Genomic DNA, 20,356 nt, shown 5'->3' on the forward strand with positions numbered 1-20,356 from the left:
CCCGAGGAGGGCCCCCCGCGTGTCCATCGCCCTGTTCATCCTGCGCCGTCTCGGCCGCGGACTCTTCACGATCCTGTTCGCCGTGACCGTGACGTTCCTGCTGCTGCGACTGCTGCCGGGCGACCCGGCCCTCGCCGTGGCGAGTCCGAACATGACCGATGATGCGCGGGCGGCCCTCCTCACCCAGTACGGGCTCAGTGAGCCCCTCTTCGTCCAGTACTTCCTGTACCTCGGCCAGCTGGTGCAGGGGAATCTGGGCACGTCCTTCACACAGTCGATCCCGGTGATCGACGTGGTCATGCAGCGGCTGCCGTGGACGCTGCTGCTCACGGTGAGCTCCCTCGTGCTGACGATCGTCATCGGCATCCCGCTCGGCGTGCTCGCCGCCTCGCACAAGAACCGCTTCTTCGACCGGCTCGTGCAGGTGTTCGGAGTCACCGGGCAGTCGCTCTTCGTACCCTCGGTCGGGATCGTGCTGTTGTTCGTCTTCGGCCTCAACCTGCGCTGGTTCCCGATCGGCGGCGCATACGACGAGGGCGTGTACGGCATGGAGTGGTACGGCTCCGTGCTGTCGCACCTCGTGCTCCCGGTGATCTCGCTGACCCTCATCCAGCTGGGCTCGTACGTGCTGACCATGCGCGCCACCCTCATCGACGCGCTCGGTGAGGATTACATCACGCTGGCCAGGGCCAAGGGCGTGCCACAACGCACCGTGCTGTGGAAGCATGCCGTCCGCAACGCCATGCTGCCTGCCACCACTCTCATCGGCCTCCAGCTGGGCTTCGTCGTGGGCGGTGCCGTGCTCACCGAGACCGTGTTCGCCTACCCGGGCATCGGGCGCGGCATCTACGAGGCGGTGACCCAGCTGGACTTCCCCGTGCTGCAGGGCGCGTTCCTGCTGCTGGCCGTGACCGTCGTGATCGCGAACATGCTCACCGATATCGCGTACGGATTCCTCGACCCGAGAGTGAGGACATCATGACCGCGCCGATCCCCGAGACGGAGCTCGCCCCCGTCCTGGTCGACCCTGCGGCGGAAGAGGGTCGCCGGGCGAGCCGGCAGACCTGGCACGCGTTCCGGCGCCAGCCGCTCGGCATGGCATCCCTCGTGATCCTGGCACTGCTCGTGCTGATCACCGTGATCGCGCCGCTGCTGGCTCCCTACCCCGCCAGCTATGGCACCGACGTCCTGCAGCCGCCGAGCGCCGAGTACTGGTTCGGCACCGATTCGCTTGGGCGCGACGTCTACGCCGAGGTCATCTGGGGCACGCAGCAGTCCGTCTTCGTCGCTCTCGCGGCGTCCGCCATCGCGATCGTGTTCGGCACCCTCGTCGCCGTCGTGGGGGCGTACGTGCCCAAGCTGGATGCGGTCATCGGCGTCGTCGTCGACCTCACGCTGTCGCTGCCGGTTCTGCCCCTCATGATCCTCGTCGCGGCACTCGTCGGGCCGAGCACGACGACCATCATCCTGGTCGTGGCCGCCTTCTCGTGGCCCGAAGTGACGCGACTGGTGCGGTCGCAGGCTCTGGCAGTGGTGAAGCTGCCCTACGTGGATGCCGCGAGGCTCATGACGCGCAGGTCGACCTGGATCCTCGGCCGGCACGTCATCCCCGCCGTCACGCCGGTGATCGTCGTGTCGGTCGTCGTGACCGCGTCGCGCGCGGTGCTCTCGGCCGCCGGACTGGCATTCCTCGGGCTCGGCGATCCGACGACGTGGTCCTGGGGGCGCATCCTCTACGAGGCGCAGCAGTCCGGGGCGATGGTCAGCGCGTGGTGGCTCACGCTGTACCCGTCGCTCGCGATCCTCGCGCTCGTCCTGTCCGCCACGCTGTTCTCCATCGCCTACAACGACGCACGCAATCCGAGGAGCCATGAACGCTGACACCGCACCGGCACCCTTCTCCCAGCGCCTGACGGCCGCCGTCTACGACCGCATCCAGGCTCGCGTGCGCGAGCGCCTGTCGCTGGCGGGGCTGGAGGCGATCGTCACTGACGACCCCGAGGATGTCTCGTACCTGACGGGCTTCTTCCATCACCCGTGTGAGCGGCCCGTCGCGGTCTATCTCGACGCCGAGCGCGCGATCCTGCTGGTCCCGGAGCTCGAGAGACAGCACGCCGAGGAGCAGTGCGCCCGCGCCGACATCGTCACGTTCGCGGAGTACCCCGGCGTCGAGAACCCGTTCGCGCCGCTCGCACGCGCCATCCCGCCGCGACGGCGACTGGGCGTGACAACGCTCGTGACGCAGCACCGCCTCGCGCTCATGGCGGCAGCGCTGCCCGGTTCCGAGCTCGTGCCTACGGAGCTGGTCACAGTGGCCCGCTACGTCAAGTTCCCGGAGGAGGTCGCGCTGCACCGCGAGGCCGCCCGCATCACCGATCTCATGCTCGACGCGGGCGTCGCCCTGATCACCGACGCGATCGCCGCCGGCGGTGAGCTCCCGTCCGAAGCAGAGCTCGCCTCCCACGTCGGACGTGACGGAGTCGGGAGGATGTTCGCCGAGCACCACGACGTCGTGGTGATCTCGTTCATGGCCGGCGGGCTCGTCTACGCAGGAGCCAACTCCGCGATTCCGCACGGGCTGCCGTCGTCGTATCGTCTGCGAGCAGGCGACACTTTCATGCTGTCGCTGGGTGCTGCCGTCGGCGGGCGGTTCGTCGAGGGGGAGCGCACCTTCGTGCTGGGCGAACCCACCGCGGAGCAGCGGCGGTACCACGACACCGTGAGGCTCGCTCAGGCCACTGGCTCCGCGGCCATCGCGCCCGGCGTGCGGTGCGCTGACAGCAACGCCCGCTGCCTGGACGTCATCCGGGGGGCCGGTCTCGGGCAGTATCTGCGCCACCGACAGGGGCACGGGATCGGGCTCGGCATGCACGAGCCGCCGTGGCTGGAGGACGGCGACGCGACCGTGCTCGAGCCCGGCATGATCGTGTCGAACGAGCCCGGGATCTACATCCCCGGACACGCCGGCTACCGCATCAGCGACAGCATGCTGGTGACCGCGTCCGGTTCGGAGCCCCTCACGAGCTTCCCGCGGTCGCTCGAGGACTGCGTCATCCCCCTGTGAACGTCCGATCGAGAGGATCATCGATGTCCGATTCCACTGTGTCGCCCGAGTTCGCGCGCGCGACGAGTGCCGCCCAGCGCGTACGGATCAACGGCAACGAGCTCGCCGTCGAGGTTATGGGACCCGAGGGTGCCCCCGTCATCATCGCCCACCACGGCGCGCCGGGTCTGGGCTCTCGCGCCGAGCCGCGCGCGAGCTTCGGCCGACTCGCCGACGAGTACCGTGTCGTCGTTTTCGATGCGCGCGGCAGCGGCGAGAGTGAGGGCTCCGGGGTGTTCAGCCACGAGCAGTGGGCCGCCGACATAGACGGGCTGCGCCACTGGATCGGCGCCGAACGAATCGCGATGGCGGGCGGCTCGTACGGCGGCTTCATGGCGATGGAGTACGCGGTGCGCTATCCGGATCGCGTGAGCGCTCTCGTGCTCCGCGACACCTCCGCCGACAACTCGAACGCCCACTTGGCTCGGGAGAATGCTCTGGCCAGCGATCGCGTCACCATCGACATGGAGAAGTTCGACCGCATCGACGAAGGCCGCGTGCGCGACAACGAGGACCTCAAGGACTGCTGGCGCGAGATCCTGCCGTTGTACGACTTCGTGTACGACCCCGAGGCGACCGAGCGCAAAGTGCAGGCCACGCCCTATCGATACGAGGCGCACAACTACGCGTTCTCGGTGAACCTGCCCTCGTACGACCTGAAGCCGCAGCTGCCTTCGATCACTGTCCCCACCTTGGTCACAGTGGGTCGAACCGACTGGATCACGCCGGTATCGTGCAGTGAGACCATCGTGGAGCTCATCCCCGGCGCGCGCCTCGCGATCTTCGAGGAGTCGGGGCACTCGCCCCAGATCGAGCAGGCGGAGGAATGGACGCGGACGGTGAGGGACTTCCTGCGCGAGGTCTATCCGCCCACGACGAGCGGACGCGGATGACGGTCAGCGCTCTCGACAGGCTGACGGACCTCGACAAGCGGATCATCGTCGCGCTGCAGCGCGACGGGCGCGCCAGCTGGCGCGCGATCGCCGACGCCATCGACGCGCCGGTCTCGACGGTGTCCCGTCGTGGTCAGGCGCTGATCGCTGACGGCGTCGTGCGGATCGTCGCGCTGCCCGCGCTCGACGCCGACGGCCCTCACGCGCAGTTCTTCGTCAGGATCAACTGCGCCCCGGGCAGCCAGATGGCGGTCGCGGCCGAGCTGGTGCGCAACCCGGATGTGCGATTCTGCACAGTGGTGACCGGCAGCTACGACATCATGGCCGAGCTGGTCGTGCGCGGAGGAGCGACCCACTACCCACAGTTGGCAGTGGCTCTTCAGCCGATCGCCGGTGTCGAGCGGTGGCGAAGCGATCTCATCATGCACGTCTACAAGGTCAGCTACGACTGGGGCCGGCAGCTGTACGAGGAGGTCGTGGGAGCACTCGCGGACGACCGATCGGGCGACACGGTGCCCGAGACGTGCTCGCCCGATCACTTCGACCAGGCGGACCGGGCGATCCTGGAGGTGCTCAAGGAGGACGGGCGCGAGTCGTTCCAACGCATCGCGGACCGGCTCGGGCTCAACGAGTCGAGCGTGCGGCGCCGGTTCGAGCGCCTCCGGGCGTCCCGCTGCGTGGACATCGTGACGCTCGTGCAGTCCGCCGCCCTCGGCATGGGAGCGGAGACGTTCCTCACGGTGAAGGTCTCACCCGACCGGCTCGACGCGGTGGCGCGCCAGCTCGCGCAGTACCCCTTCGTGAGGTACCTCGCCGCTCTCCTCGACGACAACGCACTGCTGTGCGAGGTGATCACGACGTCGGTGGATGACCTGTTCTCGTTCGTGACGGACTCCCTCGCGCATCTCGACGGTGTCGAGGGATGGTCGGCGAACATGGAGCTGCTCTTCCTCAAGCGAGGCTTCATCGAGACGCCGTGGTGGCGTGCGCAGGTGGGGATGTGACGAGCCCCTGCGGGCTCACTCCGCGGCGGGCGGTCGCCGCCGCGACGATCATCGCGATCAGCGCGGCGGCCGTGATGATCGCACCGATCCAGATCGGTGATGCGTAGCCGAGCCCGGCTGCGATTCCCACGCCGCCCGCCCACGCCCCCAGCGCGTTGCCGACGTTGAACGCGCCGATGTTCGCGCCGGAGGCGAGCGCAGGGGCTTGGCCCGCGAACGTCATGACGCGGCTCTGCAGACCAGGTACGGTCCCGAAACCGAACCCGCCCATGAGGAGCAGGGCGAGGATCGTCGCGAGCTGCGAGCCGGCGAGCACGGCGAACAGTGCCAGCACGGCCACGAGCGCCGCGATGAAGAGGATGAGGGTGCCGTCGATGGAACGGTCGGCGAGCCGGCCGCCGAGCCAGTTGCCGATCACGAGACCACCGCCGAACAGGACGAGCAGCCATGGCACGGCCGTCGCCGCGAAGCCGCTGACCTCCGTGAGTGTGTAGGCGATGTAGGTGAACGCGCCGAACATGCCGCCGAACGCGAGAGCCGTCACCAGGAGGGAGAGCCATACCTGGCCGGACCGGAAGGCCCGCAGCTCGCTTCGGAGGCTGATCGCCTCGTCGGGCTGGTGGAGCGCAGGCACGAGCGCTGCCACGCCGATGAAGGCGAGCACGCCGATCGCGGAGATGGCCCAGAAGGTCGAGCGCCAGCCGAACTGCTGGCCGAGGAACGTGCCGAAGGGCACGCCGAGCACGTTGGCGGCCGTGAGTCCTGTGAACATGACGGCGATCGCGCCTGCCTTCTTCGCGGGTGGGACCAGGCTGGCGGCCACGACCGAGCCGATGCCGAAGAACGCACCGTGGCAGAGGGCCGAGAGGATACGTCCGATCATCGCGAGACTGTAGTCATCGGCGATCGCCGTGAGCATGTTCCCGACGATGAACAGCACGATCAGACCGAGCAGGACCGGCTTGCGGGGAAGCCGGGTGGTGGCCGCGGTCAGACCAAGAGCGCCCACGACCACGGCGAGGGCGTACCCCGAGATCAACCAGCCTGCCGCTGCCTCGGAGACATCGAAATCAGCGGCCACCGCGGGCAGCAGGCCCATGATGACGAACTCGGTCAGCCCGATTCCGAATGCGCCGATAGCCAGCGCCAAAAGGCCCAAGGGCATGGCAAACTCCTCGTATTGTCGTAAGATAGTTGCAAGCGCGGCATATTGCCGTGGAGAAGATAATACTTGCATACGCAATTAGTGCGCGCAAGCAATGATCAATGCGGGAGATGAACCATGGGCATCGCGGACGACGCCGTCGAGGTGCGAGCACAGGGGTGGCGCACGCTCGCCGCGCTCCACGGGCTGATCGAGTCCGAACTCGAGCGGGCCCTCGGTGAGGCCGAGCTGTCGGTCGTCGAGTACACCGTGCTGGACGCCCTGAATCGACAGGATGGCTGGCACATGCGAATGCAGCAGCTCGCTCGCGCCGCGGCGCTCAGTCCCAGCGCCACGACGCGCCTGGTGAACCGTCTCGAGGACAGAGGGCTGCTCACGCGGATCCTGTGCGCCGACGATCGGCGTGGCATCTACACAGAGCTCACGGCGAAGGGGCGTGAGCTCTACGAGCGCGCGCGTCCAATACACGACGACGCTCTCGAGCGTACGCTCGGCGAGGCGGGCGCACAGCCCGAGCTCGCGCCGGTCGTCGAGGCCCTTCACGGAGTCGCACTCCCGTCGCTCGCCGTGAGCTAGCGACACGCGCGGCGGCTGCGCACCGTGCTACGCGTGCTCTTCGCGGGCGATCCGCGACAGGCGGTCGAAGAGAGGTCCGTCCGGCGGGACGTCGACATCGTGGACGACGGACACGACCTGTGTCCAGGAGTACACGAAGTAGTCCCAGCCGTCGACGATGAGGGCTCCCGCGGCCGCCGCCTGGTTCAGGAACATGCGCTCGCCGCGGTAGTTCATGTCCCAGGCGACCGCCCCGGGTGGGAACCGAACCTGATCGCTCAGCGGTGAGCCGGGGCGATCCTTGCCCATGCCGGTCGCGTTCACGACGACGGCTCGCTCACCGCTGCGGGCGATGACCGCGTCCGCGGAGGCGGGTGTGGGGGTGACGTGGAGCGTCGTCGGGATGTCGAAGCCGATGCGCGCATGGAGGGCTCGCATCTCGTCGAGCCGAGTCCGCGAGCGGGCGGTCACGTGGATGTGCGAGGGGACGCCGCGACCGGCGCGCTGTGCGCGGTGCAGTCCGAGCGTCGTCGCGGTCGATGCGCCGCCGGCCCCGAGCAGCACGAGCTGGGAGCCGTCCCACTCGTCGGGCGGCCGGAGCCGGTCGAGCGCAAGCAGGCTGGTCCGGTCGTCGAGCGCGGCGCCGAGGATCCTGCCGTCGCGCTTCGCGATGCAGCTGACCTCCCGTAGCAGCGCCGCGGACTCGTCGAGGTCGTCGAAGAGATCGGCCGCGGCCGCCAGGAGATGGAGCTTGTGGGTGGTGATCAGCCCGCCGACGCGGTCTGGATCGGACTTGATCTCCTCGACGGCGGCGCGATAGTCGCTCCGTGACGCCTCGACGGGCAGGTCCACGCCGACCAGGCGCGAGTCGATGCCCAGCGCTGCCATCCAGCGCGGGTAGATGCGCCGGATCGCCGACTTCCCGGTCGTGACCCCGACGAACGTGAACACGCTCGTCATGCCGGGACCTCCGTCGCCACAGCGCCCACCACGAAGGGGTCGCCGAGCCGAGGGATCGTCCACTCGATGTCGGAGACGGAGGCGAGGTCGCGAGCGAGCTCCTCGGGATTCGCCGTGTTGAAGCCGAAGAGACCCCAATGGTGCACGACGAGACGCGGGATGCCTGCCGCATGGCACAGGGCGATGGCTTCCGCGAGGTGGAAGTTTCCCGGGACGCCGTTCTCGTTCCGATCGTGGTCGCGCCCGTTCACAGGAAGCAGTGCCAGATCGACGTTCATCCCGCGGATGATGTCGTCCTGACCGTCGTATGGCGCGCAGTCCCCGGAGTGGTAGATGCGGAACCCGTCGAAGTCGATCACGTATCCGAGGAAGACGTCCTGACCATGCTCGTCGAAGCCGCGCTCCTCGTGGGCGGCCGGGACGGCGGTGATCGACGCACCCCCGCTCATGGTGAGCGTCTCGCCGGCGGCAAGACCCACGAGCCTCGACACCGGTACACCGCGGCCGATGGCGCGAGTCGACTCCGCGCGAGGCACGACGAAGAGCGGATCGCTCGCGAGCTGCAGGAGCGGAATCGTCCCGAGATCCATGTGATCGGTATGCCCATGGGTGCACAAGACCACGGAGAGCCCCGACACGGCCGCGGGCTGGACCGGAGCGTCGTGCAGACGAGTGTGCGGGAACCGCCTGCCGGCGTACTTGTCGGCGAGCACGTCGCTCAGGTACGGGTCGATCATCAGCAGCCGATCGCGGAAGCGGATCGCGAATCCGGCCTGGCCGAGCCACCACAGCGTCAGCTCGGCATCGCTCGGGAACGACGGATCTATGGGAGTCGAAGAGATGGCCACGCTGGCTCCTTCGTTAGAGAGGAAATTTCTAGCCGTTACTATACAAGCGAAATCTTTTCCGATACAGTGGCGGCAGCTGAGGAAGTCAGCGTCGACCCGAAAGGAACCTCATGCGTTCACGCACTCGCGCCGCCGTCGTCGCGACAGTGCTCGGCACCGTGGCGGTGCTGGGACTGAGCGGCTGCGCCGGCAGCGCCGCCGGATCCTCCGAGCCGCTTGTCGGCCTCGTGATCAAGACCCAGGACAACCCCTTCTACGTGAAGATGACCGAAGGAGCAGAGGCGGAGGCCGAGTCCCTCGGCCTGAATCTGCAGGTCGCCAGCGGCGACGGGCAGAGCGACGTCGACTCCCAGATCAAGTCGATCGAGAACTTCGTCGCGCAAGGCGCCAAGGCGATCCTTGTCACGCCCGCCGGTGACGGCATCATCCCCGCCATCCAGAAGGCACAGGATGCCGGAGTCCTCGTCCTCGCGCTGGACTCGCCTCTCGGCGAGGGTTCGGGAGTCGACGGCACCTTCGCGACCGACAACAAGCTCGCAGGCGTCCTCGTCGGCGAATGGTCGAAGGCCGCGATGGGTGACACAGAGGCGCGCATCGCGACTCTCGACCTCAGCACCGATCAGATCCCCGTCGACGTCGCCCGCAATCAGGGCTTCCTCGAGGGCTTCGGCATCGATCTCGCCGACCCGACCCGGATGTGGGACGAGACCGACCCGCGCATCGTCGGCTACGAGGTCACGGACGCCAACGAGGCCGGCGGCCGCGCAGGCATGGAGAAGCTGCTGCAGAAGGACCCCACGATCAACCTCGTCTACACGATCAATGAGCCGACGGCCGCGGGCGCGTATCAGGCCGTCGTCGCCGCGGGACTAGAGGACCAGATCACCATCGTGTCCGTCGATGGCGGCTGCCCGGGTGTCAAGAACGTCCAGGAAGGAGTCATCGCGGCGACCTCGATGCAGTTCCCGCTCGAGATGGCGGCGCAGGCCGTTCAAGCCGTGAGGGCCTTCCTCGACGACGGGACCAAGCCCGAGAACTCGCCGGGACTCGACTTCACGAACACCGGCGTCACCCTCGTGACCGATCAGCCCCAGGAAGGCGTCGAATCCGAGGACACCGCCTACGGACTGGAGAGCTGCTGGGGCTGAGCCTCAGTCGCCCGGAGCCTCGTGTACCGGGTCGGGTCGCGCGTCGCGCTGCCCGACCCGTGGACCGACGACGCCTGAGGAGCTGATGAACCATGACCGAACAGACACCTGAGGTGGCAGACCCCGTGATGTCACGTGTCACGCCCGCCTCGAAGCCGACCAAGACCGGACTCGTCGAGATCGAACAGAGCGGCTCGCTCGGACCCATCCAGTGGATCGAGCGCAAGATGCTGACGCGGCCGCTCATCGGCCCGCTCGCTGTGCTGGTGATCGCGACGATCGTGTTCTCGATCGTCTCGCCGAACTTCGGAACACTCCAGAACTACTCGCTCATCCTCCAGCAGGTGCAGGTCATCGCGATGCTGGGCATCGCCCAGACGCTCATCATCCTGACCGCCGGCATCGACCTCTCCGTCGCGGCGGTCATGTTGCTGGCCCAGGTCGCGATGGGCAAGTTCGCTGTCACGCTCGGACTGCCGGTGGAACTCTCGCTCGTGCTCGGCATCCTCGTCGGCGTGCTCTGCGGCGTCATCAACGGGTTCGTCGTCACGAAGCTCAACATCCCTCCCTTCATCGCGACGCTCGGAACGCTCAGCATCTTCTACGCACTCAACATCTTCATCTCGGACGGCGAGAGCGTGCCCTACGCAGAGGTGCCTGCGCTGTTCAACTGGCTCGGCACGGGCTTCCAGATCGCGGGCGCGACGTTCACGTACGGGCAGGTGCTGACACTCCTGATGTTCCTGCTGTTCGCGTACATCCTGCGCAGCACGGCATGGGGCACGCACATCTACGCCGTCGGCGACAACATCGAGGCGGCACGTCTCACCGGCATCCGGGTCAATCGTGTCCTGATGAGCGTATACATCGTCGCCGGACTCATCATTGGCATCACGGCCTGGCTGCTGATCGGCCGCATCGGCTCCATCTCGCCGACGGCGGGAGTGGGCTACAACCTCGCCTCCATCACGGCCGTCGTCATCGGCGGCACGTCTCTCTTCGGCGGCCGCGGCCGCATCATGGGGACGCTCCTCGGCGCCCTCATCGTCGGAGTGTTCTCCTCTGGCCTCTCGCTCGCCGGCTTCGACAGCCTGTGGCAGGAGTTCACGATCGGCGTGCTCATCATCGGCGCGGTCGCCGTCGACCAGCGCCTGCGGAAGATCGGACGCTGACATGACCACCACGCAGAACAAGACCGGCCTCGTGATGGAGGCCCGCGGCCTCGTCAAGCGCTACGGGCACGTCGTGGCACTCGACGAGACGGATTTCGAGATCCGGGAAGGCGAAGTGCTCGCCGTCATCGGCGACAACGGCGCCGGCAAGTCCTCGCTGATCCAATGTCTCGCCGGCGCCGTGCAGCCCGACGAGGGGGAGCTGCTCGTGAGCGGGGAGCCGGTCGTTCTCAAGTCGCCCGTCGAGGCGCGCCGCCGCGGAATCGAGACGGTGTTCCAGAGCCTCGCGGTGTCGCCCGCGCTCGACATCGCGAGCAACATCTTCCTGGGTCGCGAGATCCGCCGGCCTGGCGTCGCCGGCGCCGTCTTCCGCATGCTGGACCGCAAGAAGATGCGCGAAGAGGCGCTCGAGGTCATGTCGCAGCTCGGACTGCAGACGTTGCAGAACATCGGACAGTCCGTCGAGACCCTGTCCGGCGGACAGCGCCAGGGCGTTGCGGTGGCCCGCGCGGCAGCCTTCGGATCGAAGGTCGTGATCCTCGATGAGCCCACCGCCGCGCTGGGCGTCAAGGAGTCGGGGCGGGTCGTCAAGCTCATCAAGGACATCAACGCCCGCGGCATCCCCGTCGTGCTCATCAGTCACAACATGCCCCAGATCTTCGAGGTGGCCGATCGCATTCACATCCAGCGGCTCGGCAAGCGCATCGCGCTCGTGGAGACCTCGCAGATCGACATGGCCGACGCCGTCGCCCTGATGGTGGGCGCGAAGACGCCCGCGGACCTCGGGATCGCCTCGTGACCGATCTCGCTTCCGCCGAACTCTCCGAGCGCCTCTCGCGCCACGGCGTCGTCCCGGTCGTCGCGGTGTCGACCGCCGACGAGGGCGTGCGACTCGCGGAAGCCCTCGTGTCGGGCGGGCTGCCCGTCGTCGAAGTGACTTTCCGGACGGATGCCGCAGCTGCGGCGATCGCGGCCATCATCGGCGAACTGCCGCAGATGCTGGTGGGCGCCGGGACCCTGCTGTCGCCGGCATCCGTGGACGCCGCGATCGATGCCGGCGCCGCCTTCGGTGTCGCCCCGGGCCTGCACGAGCCGGTCGTGGAGACAGCGGCCGACCGCGGACTGCCGTTCGTGCCCGGCGTCGCCACGGCGAGTGAGATCGAGCAAGGCGTCTCGTTCGGCCTCGACTTCTTCAAGCTCTTCCCGGCAGAGCCGTCCGGCGGCGTCGCACTCATCGACGCGCTCTCCGGCCCGTACGGCGTCCGGTTCATGCCGACCGGCGGCATCCGTCCCGACAATCTCGAGACCTACCTCCGCCGGCCGACCGTCGTGGCATGCGGCGGTACCTGGATCGCGCCGCGCAGCGTCCTCGACGCCGGCGACTACGACGAGATCACGCGACGAGCGGCGGCCGCGGTACGGATCGCGACCCGCGACAGCACCACTGGAAAGGACGAACTCTGATGGTTCCGGACTATCTGCCCGAACCGGGCACCGCACTGGAAGGCAAGGTCGCGATCGTGACCGGCGCGGCCTCGGGCATCGGCGAGGCGGTGAGTCGAACGTACGCCGCGAACGGCGCCCGCGTGACGATGGTCGACATCGACGCGCAGCGACTGGCCGAAGTCGCAGAAGACATCCGCGCACGGGGCGGCGACGTCTTCGCCGTGGTGGCGGACGTCGTCGACGAGGAGGCGGTGCGCGACTTCTTCGCCGACACCGTCGCGCGCTGGGGCGGGCTGGATCTGCTCGTGAACAGCGCGGGCCGCGACTCACTCTCGCCGCCCGTCACCGAGGTGACGCTCGAGGAGTGGAACAAGACGATCGGCCCGAACCTCACCGGCGTGTTCCTCTGCTGCCGCGAGGCCTTCCTCATCATGGAGAAGCAGGAGTCGGGCGGTCGCATCATCAACATGGGGTCCTCGTCGACGCGCGTCGCCTCGGGACCCGGACACAGCCCGTACCGTGCTTCGAAGCACGGCATGCTCGGCTTCAGCAAGAACATCCTGCTCGAGGGCGTGGGCAAGAACATCGGTGTGACGGTGCTGAACCCGTCGCACGTGCGGACGCCGATGACCGAGATCATCGACCAGGGTCTCTACGACGGAGACCTCCCCGCGTACACCGACGGATGGCTCGACCCGCACGAGATCGAGCACGGCATCGCCGCCAGCTGCATCGACGTCTCCAACGTGGCCGAGGCGTCGCTGTACATCGCGACGCGCACACCCGATGTGACGATCCCGACCTTCTCCCTCTATCCGACCCACAAAGCGCACCGTTACGGCATGGAGGTGTGACGATGCGTGCCGCTGTCCTGCGCGACGTGCGCACCATCGACGTCGTCGACGTCCCTTCCCCCGAGCCGGTGGGAGCGGACTCCGTGCTCGTGCGCATCGGGGCGGTCGGCGTCTGCGGATCGGACGTCCTGCGCTTCGGCGTCGGAAAGGGATACGGGTTCCCGCTGGTGCTCGGACACGAGATGTCCGGCACCGTGGCAGAGGCATCCGTCGACGGTGGGTTCCAACCGGGTGATCGCGTCGCGATCTTCCCGTGCCTGCCCGATCCGCATGATCCCATGACCGAGATCGGGGAGTACGCGCTCGCCGCCTCATACGATTACTTCGGCTCGCGGCGTGACGGCGGCCTCGAGGAGGAGCTGCGCGTCCCGGCGCGCAACCTCTTCCGCCTGCCCGATCATGTCTCCCTCATCGAGGGAGCGCTCGTCGAGCCGGCAGGCGTCGCGCTCCACGCGGTGCGCAAGGCCCCTGTTCCACCGAACGCCTCGGCCCTGGTGATCGGAGCAGGACCGATCGGACTCCTTGCGGCCCAGTGGCTGCGCATCGGCGGAGTCGTGCGCGTCCTCGTCGCCGACATCGATGAGCGCAAGCGCCGCATCGCCGAGCAGCTCGGCTTCGAGACCATCGATCCGGGCGACAGCGGCAGCGATGCGATCGCGATCGAGCGCACCGGCGGACGTGGAGTCGACATCGCCGTCGAGGCGAGCGGCCTCGGCGTCACCTTTCTGCAGGCGGTCCACGCGACCGCGCATCAGGGGCACGTCGTCCTGCTGGGAGACCTCAGCACCGACGTGCCGCTTGCGAAGGAGACGGTCTCGAGGGTGCTCCGGCGCGAGCTCACGCTCCATGGCACGTGGAACGCGCGGATCACGCCCCGAGGGCGCAGCGACTGGGACATGGTGATCGCCTCGATCGGCCGCACCGTCGACGCCATCGACCTCGTAAGCCATGTCGAGCCGTTCGAGGACGCGCAGCGCGTGCTCGAAGGTCTCGCCGACCGGCGCGTGTGGGCGAACAAGACCGTCTTCGCGGTATCGGAGGCGGCTCGCAGCGAAGCGGATCGGGTGCTCGCGGCATCCCTTTCGCGGAAGGAGGTGACGGCATGAAGGCGGCGGTCTTCCACGAACCCGGCCGGATCGAGGTCGCTCAGCGCGACGAGCCGACGATCGGCGCCGATGACGTGCTGGTGCGCGTTCGCGCCGCGAGCATCTGCGGGACGGACCTGCGCATCATGCGGCATGGACACTTCAAGATCCCGCACGGGACCTCACGTGTGCTCGGGCACGAGGTGGCGGGCGAGATCGCCGCCGTCGGCGCCGCAGCGGCCGGCTTCACCGTCGGCGATCGCGTGAGCGTCACACCGAACGTCGGATGCGGGCAATGCGCCATGTGCCGGCGCGGGCTGAACCAGCTGTGTCCGACGTATGAGGCATTCGGCATCACGATCGACGGCGGCTTCGAACAGTACATGCGCGTACCCGGCTGGGTGCTCGGCCGCGGGAACCTGCATCTCGTCCCCGAGGCGATGACGTTCGACGTCGCGGCGCTCATGGAGCCTGCCGCCTGCTGCCTCCACGGGCAGCGCAAGGTCGACGTGGGGCCTGGTGACGATGTCCTCATCATCGGTGCCGGGCCGATCGGGTGCCTGCACACCGTCATCGCCAAGCGACGCGGGGCCCGGCGCGTCATCGTCGCCAACAGGCGGCAGTCGAGGCTCGACATCGCGCGCCGGCTCGGTGCCGACGTGCTCGTCAACGTGGGCGAGCAAGACCTGCACGCCGAGATCATGCGGCTCACGGACGGACGCGGAGTCGACGTGGTGATCACGTGCGTCTCGGATCCGGCGGTCATCGCATCGGCGACCGACCTGCTGGCGCGCCTCGGACGCCTCAACGTCTTCTCGGGCCTCGGCGACGCGGCTCGCCCCCAGATCGATGTCAACGCGCTGCACTATCGCGAGCTGGTCATGACGGGAACGACCGGGGCCAGCAACGACGACTACCGCGACGTCCTCGAGATGTTCTCGCACGCGGACGTCGACCTGTCCCCGATCATCTCCGGCCGCTTCGCGATCGACGAGATCGAGGCAGCGCTCGACCACGCCTCGTCGGGCGCCGGCATGAAGCCGCTGATCGCGTTCGAAGGAGCATGACGTGGCCACCGTCTACACGCCCGACACGCTCGAGCGCGCGACCGAGCCCACGTTCTCGTTCATCGGCGTGACCACGGGGGCGTCGTCGATCATGAAGGTGTATCCCGCCTGGGCGGAGCATCTGGGCATCTCACCGCGGATCGTCGGCGTCGACGTGCCGCTGGACGCCTCGGTCGACGAGTACCGGCGCGTCGTCTCGTTCATCGCCGGCGATCCGCTGTGGCTGGGCGCCCTCGTGACGACGCACAAGCTCAACCTCTTCCGCGCGACGCGGGACCTCTTCGCCGACGTCGGGGACTCGGCGGGGCTGCTCGACGAGATCAGCAGCATCTCCAAGCGCGCTGACGGCCTGCACGGCCATGCGATGGACGACGTGACGAGCGGCCTGGCGTACGAGGACGCCGTGGGGCCCGGCTTCACGGGCGACGTCGTGCTTCTCGGAGCCGGCGGCGCTTCGCTGGCCCTGACGCTCTACCTGCATCGTCGGGAGCGGGCAGGCGGGCCGGTGCCGTCCCGGCTGATCGTCACGAACCGGCGCCCGGGCCGCCTGGACGAGATGCGGTCGCTCCACCGCCGGATCGGGCTGCGCATCCCTGTCGAGTACCGGGTCGCTGCGACTCCCGAGGCGAACGACGCCGCGCTCACGGCTGCGCACGCGGGCGCTCTGGTCGTCAATGCGACGGGTCTCGGCAAGGATCGGCCGGGTTCTCCGTTGACTGAGGCCGCCGTGTTCCCCGAGAACGCCGTCGCGTGGGACTTCAACTACCGTGGCGACCTGCTGTTCCTCGCTCGGGCGCGCGCCGCGGCAGCACGCGGCGTACGTCCCGTCGACGGCTGGTTCTACTTCCTCCACGGGTGGACCCGCGTCATCGCGCAGGTCTTCGACCTCGACATCCCCACGAGCGGGCCCCGCTTCGAGGAGCTCTCCCGTATCGCGCGCTCCGTGTGAGCCTCACGAAAGGAACCCCATGACCGCCGAGATCATCACCGATCCCACGCTCGTCGCCGTTGCGACGCAGTTCGACCTGACGACGGGCCTCGCCGACGGCAAGCCCTCGCTCCGCCGTCGGCTGTCAGCGATGCGCGGCATGTACGCCGACTCCGAGGCTCTCGAGGCGGGTGTCGCCGCGGGCGACCCTCTCACGTACGAGTTCTACGACATGGGCGTCCCCTCGCTCGAGACGGAGGTCGCCTACGGAACGAGCATCACTTATCCCGGCAAGGTCGGCGACGAATACCTCATGACGAAAGGCCATTTCCACGAACGGCTGGAATCGGCCGAGATCTACTTCTGCCTCTCGGGTCGCGGCCTCATGCTCATGGAGAGCCCGGAAGGCGATGTCCAGGTGGAGGAGTTCACCGCCGGGCGCGCGGTCTACGTGCCGGGACGCTATGCCCACCGCAGTATCAACACATCCCCGGACGAGCCTCTGATCACGTTCTTCGCGTTCCCCGGCGATGCGGGTCACGACTACGGCACCATCGAGACGAAGGGGTTCCGCAAGATCGTGATCGAACGCGACGGTGCACCCGTGCTCGTCGACAATCCGCGCTGGCAGGAATGACGACCCTGAGCGGGCGCCCTCGCGTCCTCGTGACACCCCGGTCCGCGCCAGGGCACCCGTCGCTGGAGCGCCTGACGGCCGCGGGGTACGACATCCTGCTGCCGGCTCCCGGGCGGATGCCCACGCGTGACGAGCAAGAGCACGCTCTCACGACAGCCGTCGGCTACGTGGCGGGCGTCGAGCCGATCGACGCGGACCTGCTGCACGCCGCTCCCCGCCTGCGTGTCATCTCACGGAATGGCGTGGGAGCAGACGCGATCGATGTGGATGCCGCGGCAGCGCTGGGCATCGATGTGCTCCGCGCGCCGGCCGCCAATGCGCAAGGCGTCGCCGAGCTGGCGATCGCTTTGATCCTGGCGTCCGCGCGATCCGTCCCCGCGATGTCCCACGCGATGCGGGCGGGACGATGGGAGCGCGTGAAGGGGGTCGAGCTCGCAGGTCGCACGCTCGGGATCGTCGGCTGCGGTCAGATCGGCCGGCGCGTGGCGCGGGTGGCCATCGCGATCGGCATGGAGGTGCTCGCATACGACGCCTTCCCCGATCCGGAGTTCTCTCTTGATGGCTTCCGCTACGCCGAACTGGGCGAGCTCCTCCGCAGCGCCGACGTCGTCTCGCTCCACGCGCCGCCGGGCGCGCGACCGCTCATCGATCGCCGCACGCTCGCGCAGCTGCGTCCGCACGTCATACTCGTCAACACGGCGCGGGCGGCGCTCGTCGACGAGTCGGCGGTCCTCGAAGCGCTCGACGATGGACGGCTCGCCCGCTACGCGGCCGACGTCTTCGAACACGAACCGCCAGGGGACACTCCGCTCACGCGGCATCCGTCGTTCATCGGCACTCCTCACGTCGGCGGATACACGGCCGAGAGCATCGACCGTGCCATGGACGCTGCCGTGCAACAGCTCGTCGAGCGCCTAGACTCGGCGCGTGGGCGAGAGTTCGATGGGCAATAACCTTCTCCACCGCATCTCGCGGAAGTCGCCGTCGCTCAGCCCCGCGCTCCGAGGCGTCGCCGAGGTCATCCTCGCGCACCCGGAGCAGGCGCAGGAGATGTCGATCACCGAGCTCGCAAACCGTGCCGGCGTCGCGGATTCGACCGTCTCTCGGTTCCTCCGCGAGCTCGAGCTCGACGGCTACAACCAGCTGCGTCTGGGAATCGCCCAGGCGATCTACTCCCGCGAGCCCGCCGTGGCAGAGCAACGCTCCGACTGGGTGTACGAGGGCGTGCTCAAAGGAGACGACACCGAGCAGATCATCGAGAAGGTCCTGCACGGCAGTCTGGAGTCGCTGCGGCGGACGACGGAACGACTCGCCCCCGAGGTGATAGACGCCGTCATCGAGAAGATCCACGACGCGCCCGCGCTGTACTTCGCGGCCATGGGCGCGTCCGCGACCTCAGCCGAGAACGGTGTGATGCGCTTCGTGCGCGCCGGCAAACGCTGCCATCTGTTCCGCGATCAGAGCACGCAGTCCATGGGCGCTGCGACGCTTCGCCCCGGAGACGTCCTGATCGCGATCAGCGACTCCGGCGACTCGACGTCCGTCGTCACGACGGCCGAGATCGCGCGCTTTCACGGGGCGTACACCGTCGCGATCACGTCGAACGTCTCCTCCCGACTGGCCGACGGCGTCGACACGGTGCTCCTCACAGCGTCCTCCGTCGCGAGCAGCGACGTCTACGGCGAGAGCGTGACGTCGAAGTGGGGCCAGCTCCTTGCGATCGATGCGCTATACGCCGCCTACGCTGCACGGTACTACGAGGAGACGGCCGACTACCTTCGCGAGAGTTATCTCTCGGTCATCCGCTCGACGCGGGGCGCGACGTCCGCCTGAGACGCCGACGCCGCCGCGGCCGGCTGGGCCCGTCCAGTGGCGCGTCAGTGCTCTGCCCAGTCGCGCGACCGCTCGACGGCTCTCGTCCAGCCCGCGTACAGGCCGTTGCGCCGCTCTTCCGGCATCTGCGGCTCGAAGGTCCGCTCGATCTCGATCGATGCCGCGAGGGCATCTTGAGACGGCCAGAACCCGACCGCCAGACCGGCGAGGAACGCGGCGCCGCGTGCAGTCGACTCCGTGACGACGGGGCGATGGACGGGAACGCCCAGCTGGTCGGCCTGGAACTGCAGGTGGAAGTCGTTTGCGGCCGCTCCGCCATCGACGCGCAGAGACGGCAGGCGATTGCCGGACTCGGCGGCCATGGCGTCGATCACGTCGCGGTACGAGTAGCTCATCGACTCGAGGGCAGCGCGCACGATCTCGGCGCGCCCGGTGCCGGACGTCATGCCGACGAGCGTCGCGCGCGCGTGCTGATCCCAGTGCGGTGAGGCGAGACCGGTGAAGGCCGGCACGAGGTAGACCCCGCCCGTGTCGGGGATCGACTGCGCGATCGCGGCGGTGTCTGCGGCGTCGTCGATGATCCCGAGCTCGTCCCGAAGCCATTTCACGGTGGCGCCCACGCCGAAGAACACTCCCTCGAGGGCGTACTCGACGCGGCCGTCGACGCCCCACGCGATGGTCGTGATGAGCCCGGCATCCGAGAACACCGGTGTGGTCCCGGTGTTCATCATCACCGAACCGCCCGTGCCGTAGGTCGCCTTGACGGCTCCCGAGCGGAAGCAGGCCTGCCCGAACAGGGCGCCCTGCTGATCGCCGATGGCGGCGGCGACGGGGATCGGCGAGCCGAAACCGTTGATGGCGCCGGTCGTTCCGTACACGTCGCTCGACGGGCGCACCTCCGGCAGGATCGCCCGCGGAATGTCGAACAGACTCAGCAGATCGTCGTCCCAATCGAGAGTGGAGATGTTGAAGGCCAGTGTGCGCGAGGCGTTCGAGTAGTCGGTCACATGAGCACGTCCGTCGGTGAGCTTCCAGATGAGCCACGAGTCGACGGTCCCGGCGGCGAGCTCGCCGCGCTCGGCCCTCTCACGTGCGCCGGGGACGCTGTCGAGGATCCAGCGGAGCTTCGTCGCAGAGAAGTACTTGTCGATCGGCAGTCCGGTCTTCGCGCGCACTTGCTGCGCGCGACCGTCGCGCACGAGGTCGTCGCAGACGGCTGCCGTGCGTCCGTCCTGCCAGACGAGTGCGCGGTGGACCGGGCGTCCGGTCTCGCGGTCCCAGACGACGATGGTCTCGCGCTGGTTCGTGATGCCGATGGCGGCAATCTCGGCTGCCGACACACCGGTGCGCTGGAGCACCGCGTGCGCGACCCGCAGCTGCGAGGTCCAGATGTCGTCAGGATCGTGCTCGACCCAGCCCGGCTGTGGATAGTGCTGGGGGAACTCCTCCTGGGCGATGCCTGTGATCGCACCGGCGCGGTCGAACAGGATCGCTCGGACACTTCCGGTGCCGGCGTCGAGCGCCATCACGTGTGTCGGGTTCATCGGTGAATCAGTCCACTTCTTCGTGCTGTTGACGGATCTTTCCGCACTCCCTAGAGTGACGGAAGTAATTTTCGATCGCAAGTCCCTGCCGGAAACATTTTCTGGCTCGTCTCT

Annotated in this window: 21 protein-coding genes; 17 read left to right on the forward strand and 4 right to left on the reverse strand. The window is 68.2% G+C overall.

Annotated features, from left to right (window positions below; genetic code table 11):
* Nucleotides 1-19: 19 nt before the first annotated feature.
* The 5 genes from AC3ANN_RS02020 to AC3ANN_RS02040 are packed head-to-tail and all read left to right on the forward strand — an operon-like array spanning nt 20 to nt 5,000.
* Nucleotides 20-982 (forward strand): ABC transporter permease, encoded by a 963-nt coding sequence (locus AC3ANN_RS02020; protein ID WP_488339347.1) that lies wholly within the window; start codon nt 20-22, stop codon nt 980-982.
* Entirely contained in the window at nt 979-1,881 is a 903-nt protein-coding gene (locus AC3ANN_RS02025; protein WP_488339348.1) for an ABC transporter permease, read from the forward strand. The genes AC3ANN_RS02020 and AC3ANN_RS02025 overlap by 4 nt, the downstream gene beginning before the upstream one ends.
* Nucleotides 1,871-3,064: a M24 family metallopeptidase gene (locus tag AC3ANN_RS02030; RefSeq protein WP_488339349.1), complete on the forward strand. Its 1,194-nt coding sequence runs from the start codon at nt 1,871-1,873 to the stop codon at nt 3,062-3,064. Before AC3ANN_RS02025 ends, AC3ANN_RS02030 begins: the two co-directional genes overlap by 11 nt.
* A 23-nt stretch (nt 3,065-3,087) precedes the next feature.
* On the forward strand, nt 3,088-3,996 hold the full coding sequence (locus tag AC3ANN_RS02035) for an alpha/beta fold hydrolase (protein ID WP_488339350.1): 909 nt from the start codon (nt 3,088-3,090) through the stop codon (nt 3,994-3,996).
* Entirely contained in the window at nt 3,993-5,000 is a 1,008-nt protein-coding gene (locus AC3ANN_RS02040) for an Lrp/AsnC family transcriptional regulator (RefSeq protein ID WP_488339351.1), read from the forward strand. Before AC3ANN_RS02035 ends, AC3ANN_RS02040 begins: the two co-directional genes overlap by 4 nt.
* Here AC3ANN_RS02040 and AC3ANN_RS02045 read toward each other — a convergent pair.
* The gene (locus tag AC3ANN_RS02045; protein ID WP_488339352.1) at nt 4,960-6,165 is read right to left on the reverse strand and encodes an MFS transporter; all 1,206 of its coding nucleotides are present in this window, start codon (nt 6,163-6,165) and stop codon (nt 4,960-4,962) included. The two genes, AC3ANN_RS02040 and AC3ANN_RS02045, sit on opposite strands and share 41 nt — an antisense overlap.
* Nucleotides 6,166-6,282: 117 nt before the next feature.
* Here AC3ANN_RS02045 and AC3ANN_RS02050 point away from each other — a divergent pair, with 117 nt between their 5' ends.
* Nucleotides 6,283-6,741, forward strand: a complete 459-nt coding sequence (locus AC3ANN_RS02050) for a MarR family winged helix-turn-helix transcriptional regulator (protein ID WP_488339353.1) — start codon at nt 6,283-6,285, stop codon at nt 6,739-6,741.
* A 27-nt stretch (nt 6,742-6,768) separates the two neighbouring features.
* Here AC3ANN_RS02050 and AC3ANN_RS02055 read toward each other — a convergent pair whose 3' ends face one another.
* Nucleotides 6,769-7,680, reverse strand: coding sequence for a shikimate dehydrogenase family protein (locus AC3ANN_RS02055; protein ID WP_488339354.1), 912 nt, complete (start codon nt 7,678-7,680; stop codon nt 6,769-6,771).
* A complete protein-coding gene (locus AC3ANN_RS02060) occupies nt 7,677-8,528 on the reverse strand; it encodes an MBL fold metallo-hydrolase (RefSeq protein WP_488339355.1) in 852 nt (283 codons plus the stop codon). The genes AC3ANN_RS02055 and AC3ANN_RS02060 overlap by 4 nt, the downstream gene beginning before the upstream one ends.
* Nucleotides 8,529-8,638: 110 nt before the next feature.
* Here AC3ANN_RS02060 and AC3ANN_RS02065 point away from each other — a divergent pair, with 110 nt between their 5' ends.
* The 11 genes from AC3ANN_RS02065 (at nt 8,639) to AC3ANN_RS02115 (ending at nt 18,698) form a co-directional block, all read left to right on the forward strand.
* Nucleotides 8,639-9,676, forward strand: a complete 1,038-nt coding sequence (locus AC3ANN_RS02065; RefSeq protein ID WP_488339356.1) for a substrate-binding domain-containing protein — start codon at nt 8,639-8,641, stop codon at nt 9,674-9,676.
* 92 nt (nt 9,677-9,768) lie between these two features.
* The gene (locus AC3ANN_RS02070; protein ID WP_488339357.1) at nt 9,769-10,848 is read left to right on the forward strand and encodes an ABC transporter permease; all 1,080 of its coding nucleotides are present in this window, start codon (nt 9,769-9,771) and stop codon (nt 10,846-10,848) included.
* A 1-nt stretch (nt 10,849) separates the two neighbouring features.
* The gene (locus tag AC3ANN_RS02075; RefSeq protein ID WP_488339358.1) at nt 10,850-11,647 is read left to right on the forward strand and encodes an ATP-binding cassette domain-containing protein; all 798 of its coding nucleotides are present in this window, start codon (nt 10,850-10,852) and stop codon (nt 11,645-11,647) included.
* Nucleotides 11,644-12,312 carry a bifunctional 4-hydroxy-2-oxoglutarate aldolase/2-dehydro-3-deoxy-phosphogluconate aldolase gene (gene eda, locus AC3ANN_RS02080; protein WP_488339359.1) on the forward strand — a complete coding sequence of 223 codons (669 nt, stop codon included), beginning with the start codon at nt 11,644-11,646 and terminating at the stop codon, nt 12,310-12,312. The genes AC3ANN_RS02075 and eda overlap by 4 nt, the downstream gene beginning before the upstream one ends.
* Nucleotides 12,312-13,148: an SDR family NAD(P)-dependent oxidoreductase gene (locus AC3ANN_RS02085; protein WP_488339360.1), complete on the forward strand. Its 837-nt coding sequence runs from the start codon at nt 12,312-12,314 to the stop codon at nt 13,146-13,148. The genes eda and AC3ANN_RS02085 overlap by 1 nt, the downstream gene beginning before the upstream one ends.
* A 2-nt stretch (nt 13,149-13,150) precedes the next feature.
* Entirely contained in the window at nt 13,151-14,254 is a 1,104-nt protein-coding gene (locus AC3ANN_RS02090; protein ID WP_488339361.1) for a galactitol-1-phosphate 5-dehydrogenase, read from the forward strand.
* Nucleotides 14,251-15,300: a zinc-dependent dehydrogenase gene (locus AC3ANN_RS02095; protein WP_488339362.1), complete on the forward strand. Its 1,050-nt coding sequence runs from the start codon at nt 14,251-14,253 to the stop codon at nt 15,298-15,300. Before AC3ANN_RS02090 ends, AC3ANN_RS02095 begins: the two co-directional genes overlap by 4 nt.
* Nucleotide 15,301: 1 nt before the next feature.
* Nucleotides 15,302-16,249 (forward strand): shikimate dehydrogenase, encoded by a 948-nt coding sequence (locus AC3ANN_RS02100; RefSeq protein ID WP_488339363.1) that lies wholly within the window; start codon nt 15,302-15,304, stop codon nt 16,247-16,249.
* Nucleotides 16,250-16,268: 19 nt separating this feature from the next.
* On the forward strand, nt 16,269-16,865 hold the full coding sequence (locus AC3ANN_RS02105; RefSeq protein ID WP_488339364.1) for a glucose-6-phosphate isomerase: 597 nt from the start codon (nt 16,269-16,271) through the stop codon (nt 16,863-16,865).
* A complete protein-coding gene (locus AC3ANN_RS02110; protein WP_488339365.1) occupies nt 16,862-17,818 on the forward strand; it encodes a phosphoglycerate dehydrogenase in 957 nt (318 codons plus the stop codon). Before AC3ANN_RS02105 ends, AC3ANN_RS02110 begins: the two co-directional genes overlap by 4 nt.
* Entirely contained in the window at nt 17,793-18,698 is a 906-nt protein-coding gene (locus AC3ANN_RS02115) for a MurR/RpiR family transcriptional regulator (RefSeq protein WP_488339366.1), read from the forward strand. The genes AC3ANN_RS02110 and AC3ANN_RS02115 overlap by 26 nt, the downstream gene beginning before the upstream one ends.
* A 44-nt stretch (nt 18,699-18,742) precedes the next feature.
* Here AC3ANN_RS02115 and glpK read toward each other — a convergent pair whose 3' ends face one another.
* Nucleotides 18,743-20,242: a glycerol kinase GlpK gene (glpK, locus tag AC3ANN_RS02120; protein ID WP_488339367.1), complete on the reverse strand. Its 1,500-nt coding sequence runs from the start codon at nt 20,240-20,242 to the stop codon at nt 18,743-18,745.
* Nucleotides 20,243-20,356: the final 114 nt, after the last annotated feature.

Source organism: Microbacterium sp. STRO-2N, assembly GCF_057747775.1.

What these genes read in the sequence shown, in the direction of transcription:
- AC3ANN_RS02025 (WP_488339348.1), top strand. Translation starts at nt 979, where the DNA reads ATGACCGCGCCGATCCCCGAGACGGAGCTCGCCCCCGTCCTGGTCGAC.
- AC3ANN_RS02030 (WP_488339349.1), top strand. Translation starts at nt 1,871, where the DNA reads ATGAACGCTGACACCGCACCGGCACCCTTCTCCCAGCGCCTGACGGCC.
- AC3ANN_RS02035 (WP_488339350.1), top strand. Translation starts at nt 3,088, where the DNA reads ATGTCCGATTCCACTGTGTCGCCCGAGTTCGCGCGCGCGACGAGTGCC.
- AC3ANN_RS02040 (WP_488339351.1), top strand. Translation starts at nt 3,993, where the DNA reads ATGACGGTCAGCGCTCTCGACAGGCTGACGGACCTCGACAAGCGGATC.
- AC3ANN_RS02045 (WP_488339352.1), bottom strand. Translation starts at nt 6,165, where the DNA reads ATGCCCTTGGGCCTTTTGGCGCTGGCTATCGGCGCATTCGGAATCGGG.
- AC3ANN_RS02050 (WP_488339353.1), top strand. Translation starts at nt 6,283, where the DNA reads ATGGGCATCGCGGACGACGCCGTCGAGGTGCGAGCACAGGGGTGGCGC.
- AC3ANN_RS02055 (WP_488339354.1), bottom strand. Translation starts at nt 7,680, where the DNA reads ATGACGAGCGTGTTCACGTTCGTCGGGGTCACGACCGGGAAGTCGGCG.
- AC3ANN_RS02065 (WP_488339356.1), top strand. Translation starts at nt 8,639, where the DNA reads ATGCGTTCACGCACTCGCGCCGCCGTCGTCGCGACAGTGCTCGGCACC.
- AC3ANN_RS02070 (WP_488339357.1), top strand. Translation starts at nt 9,769, where the DNA reads ATGACCGAACAGACACCTGAGGTGGCAGACCCCGTGATGTCACGTGTC.
- AC3ANN_RS02075 (WP_488339358.1), top strand. Translation starts at nt 10,850, where the DNA reads ATGACCACCACGCAGAACAAGACCGGCCTCGTGATGGAGGCCCGCGGC.
- AC3ANN_RS02085 (WP_488339360.1), top strand. Translation starts at nt 12,312, where the DNA reads ATGGTTCCGGACTATCTGCCCGAACCGGGCACCGCACTGGAAGGCAAG.
- AC3ANN_RS02090 (WP_488339361.1), top strand. Translation starts at nt 13,151, where the DNA reads ATGCGTGCCGCTGTCCTGCGCGACGTGCGCACCATCGACGTCGTCGAC.
- AC3ANN_RS02095 (WP_488339362.1), top strand. Translation starts at nt 14,251, where the DNA reads ATGAAGGCGGCGGTCTTCCACGAACCCGGCCGGATCGAGGTCGCTCAG.
- AC3ANN_RS02105 (WP_488339364.1), top strand. Translation starts at nt 16,269, where the DNA reads ATGACCGCCGAGATCATCACCGATCCCACGCTCGTCGCCGTTGCGACG.
- AC3ANN_RS02110 (WP_488339365.1), top strand. Translation starts at nt 16,862, where the DNA reads ATGACGACCCTGAGCGGGCGCCCTCGCGTCCTCGTGACACCCCGGTCC.
- glpK (WP_488339367.1), bottom strand. Translation starts at nt 20,242, where the DNA reads ATGAACCCGACACACGTGATGGCGCTCGACGCCGGCACCGGAAGTGTC.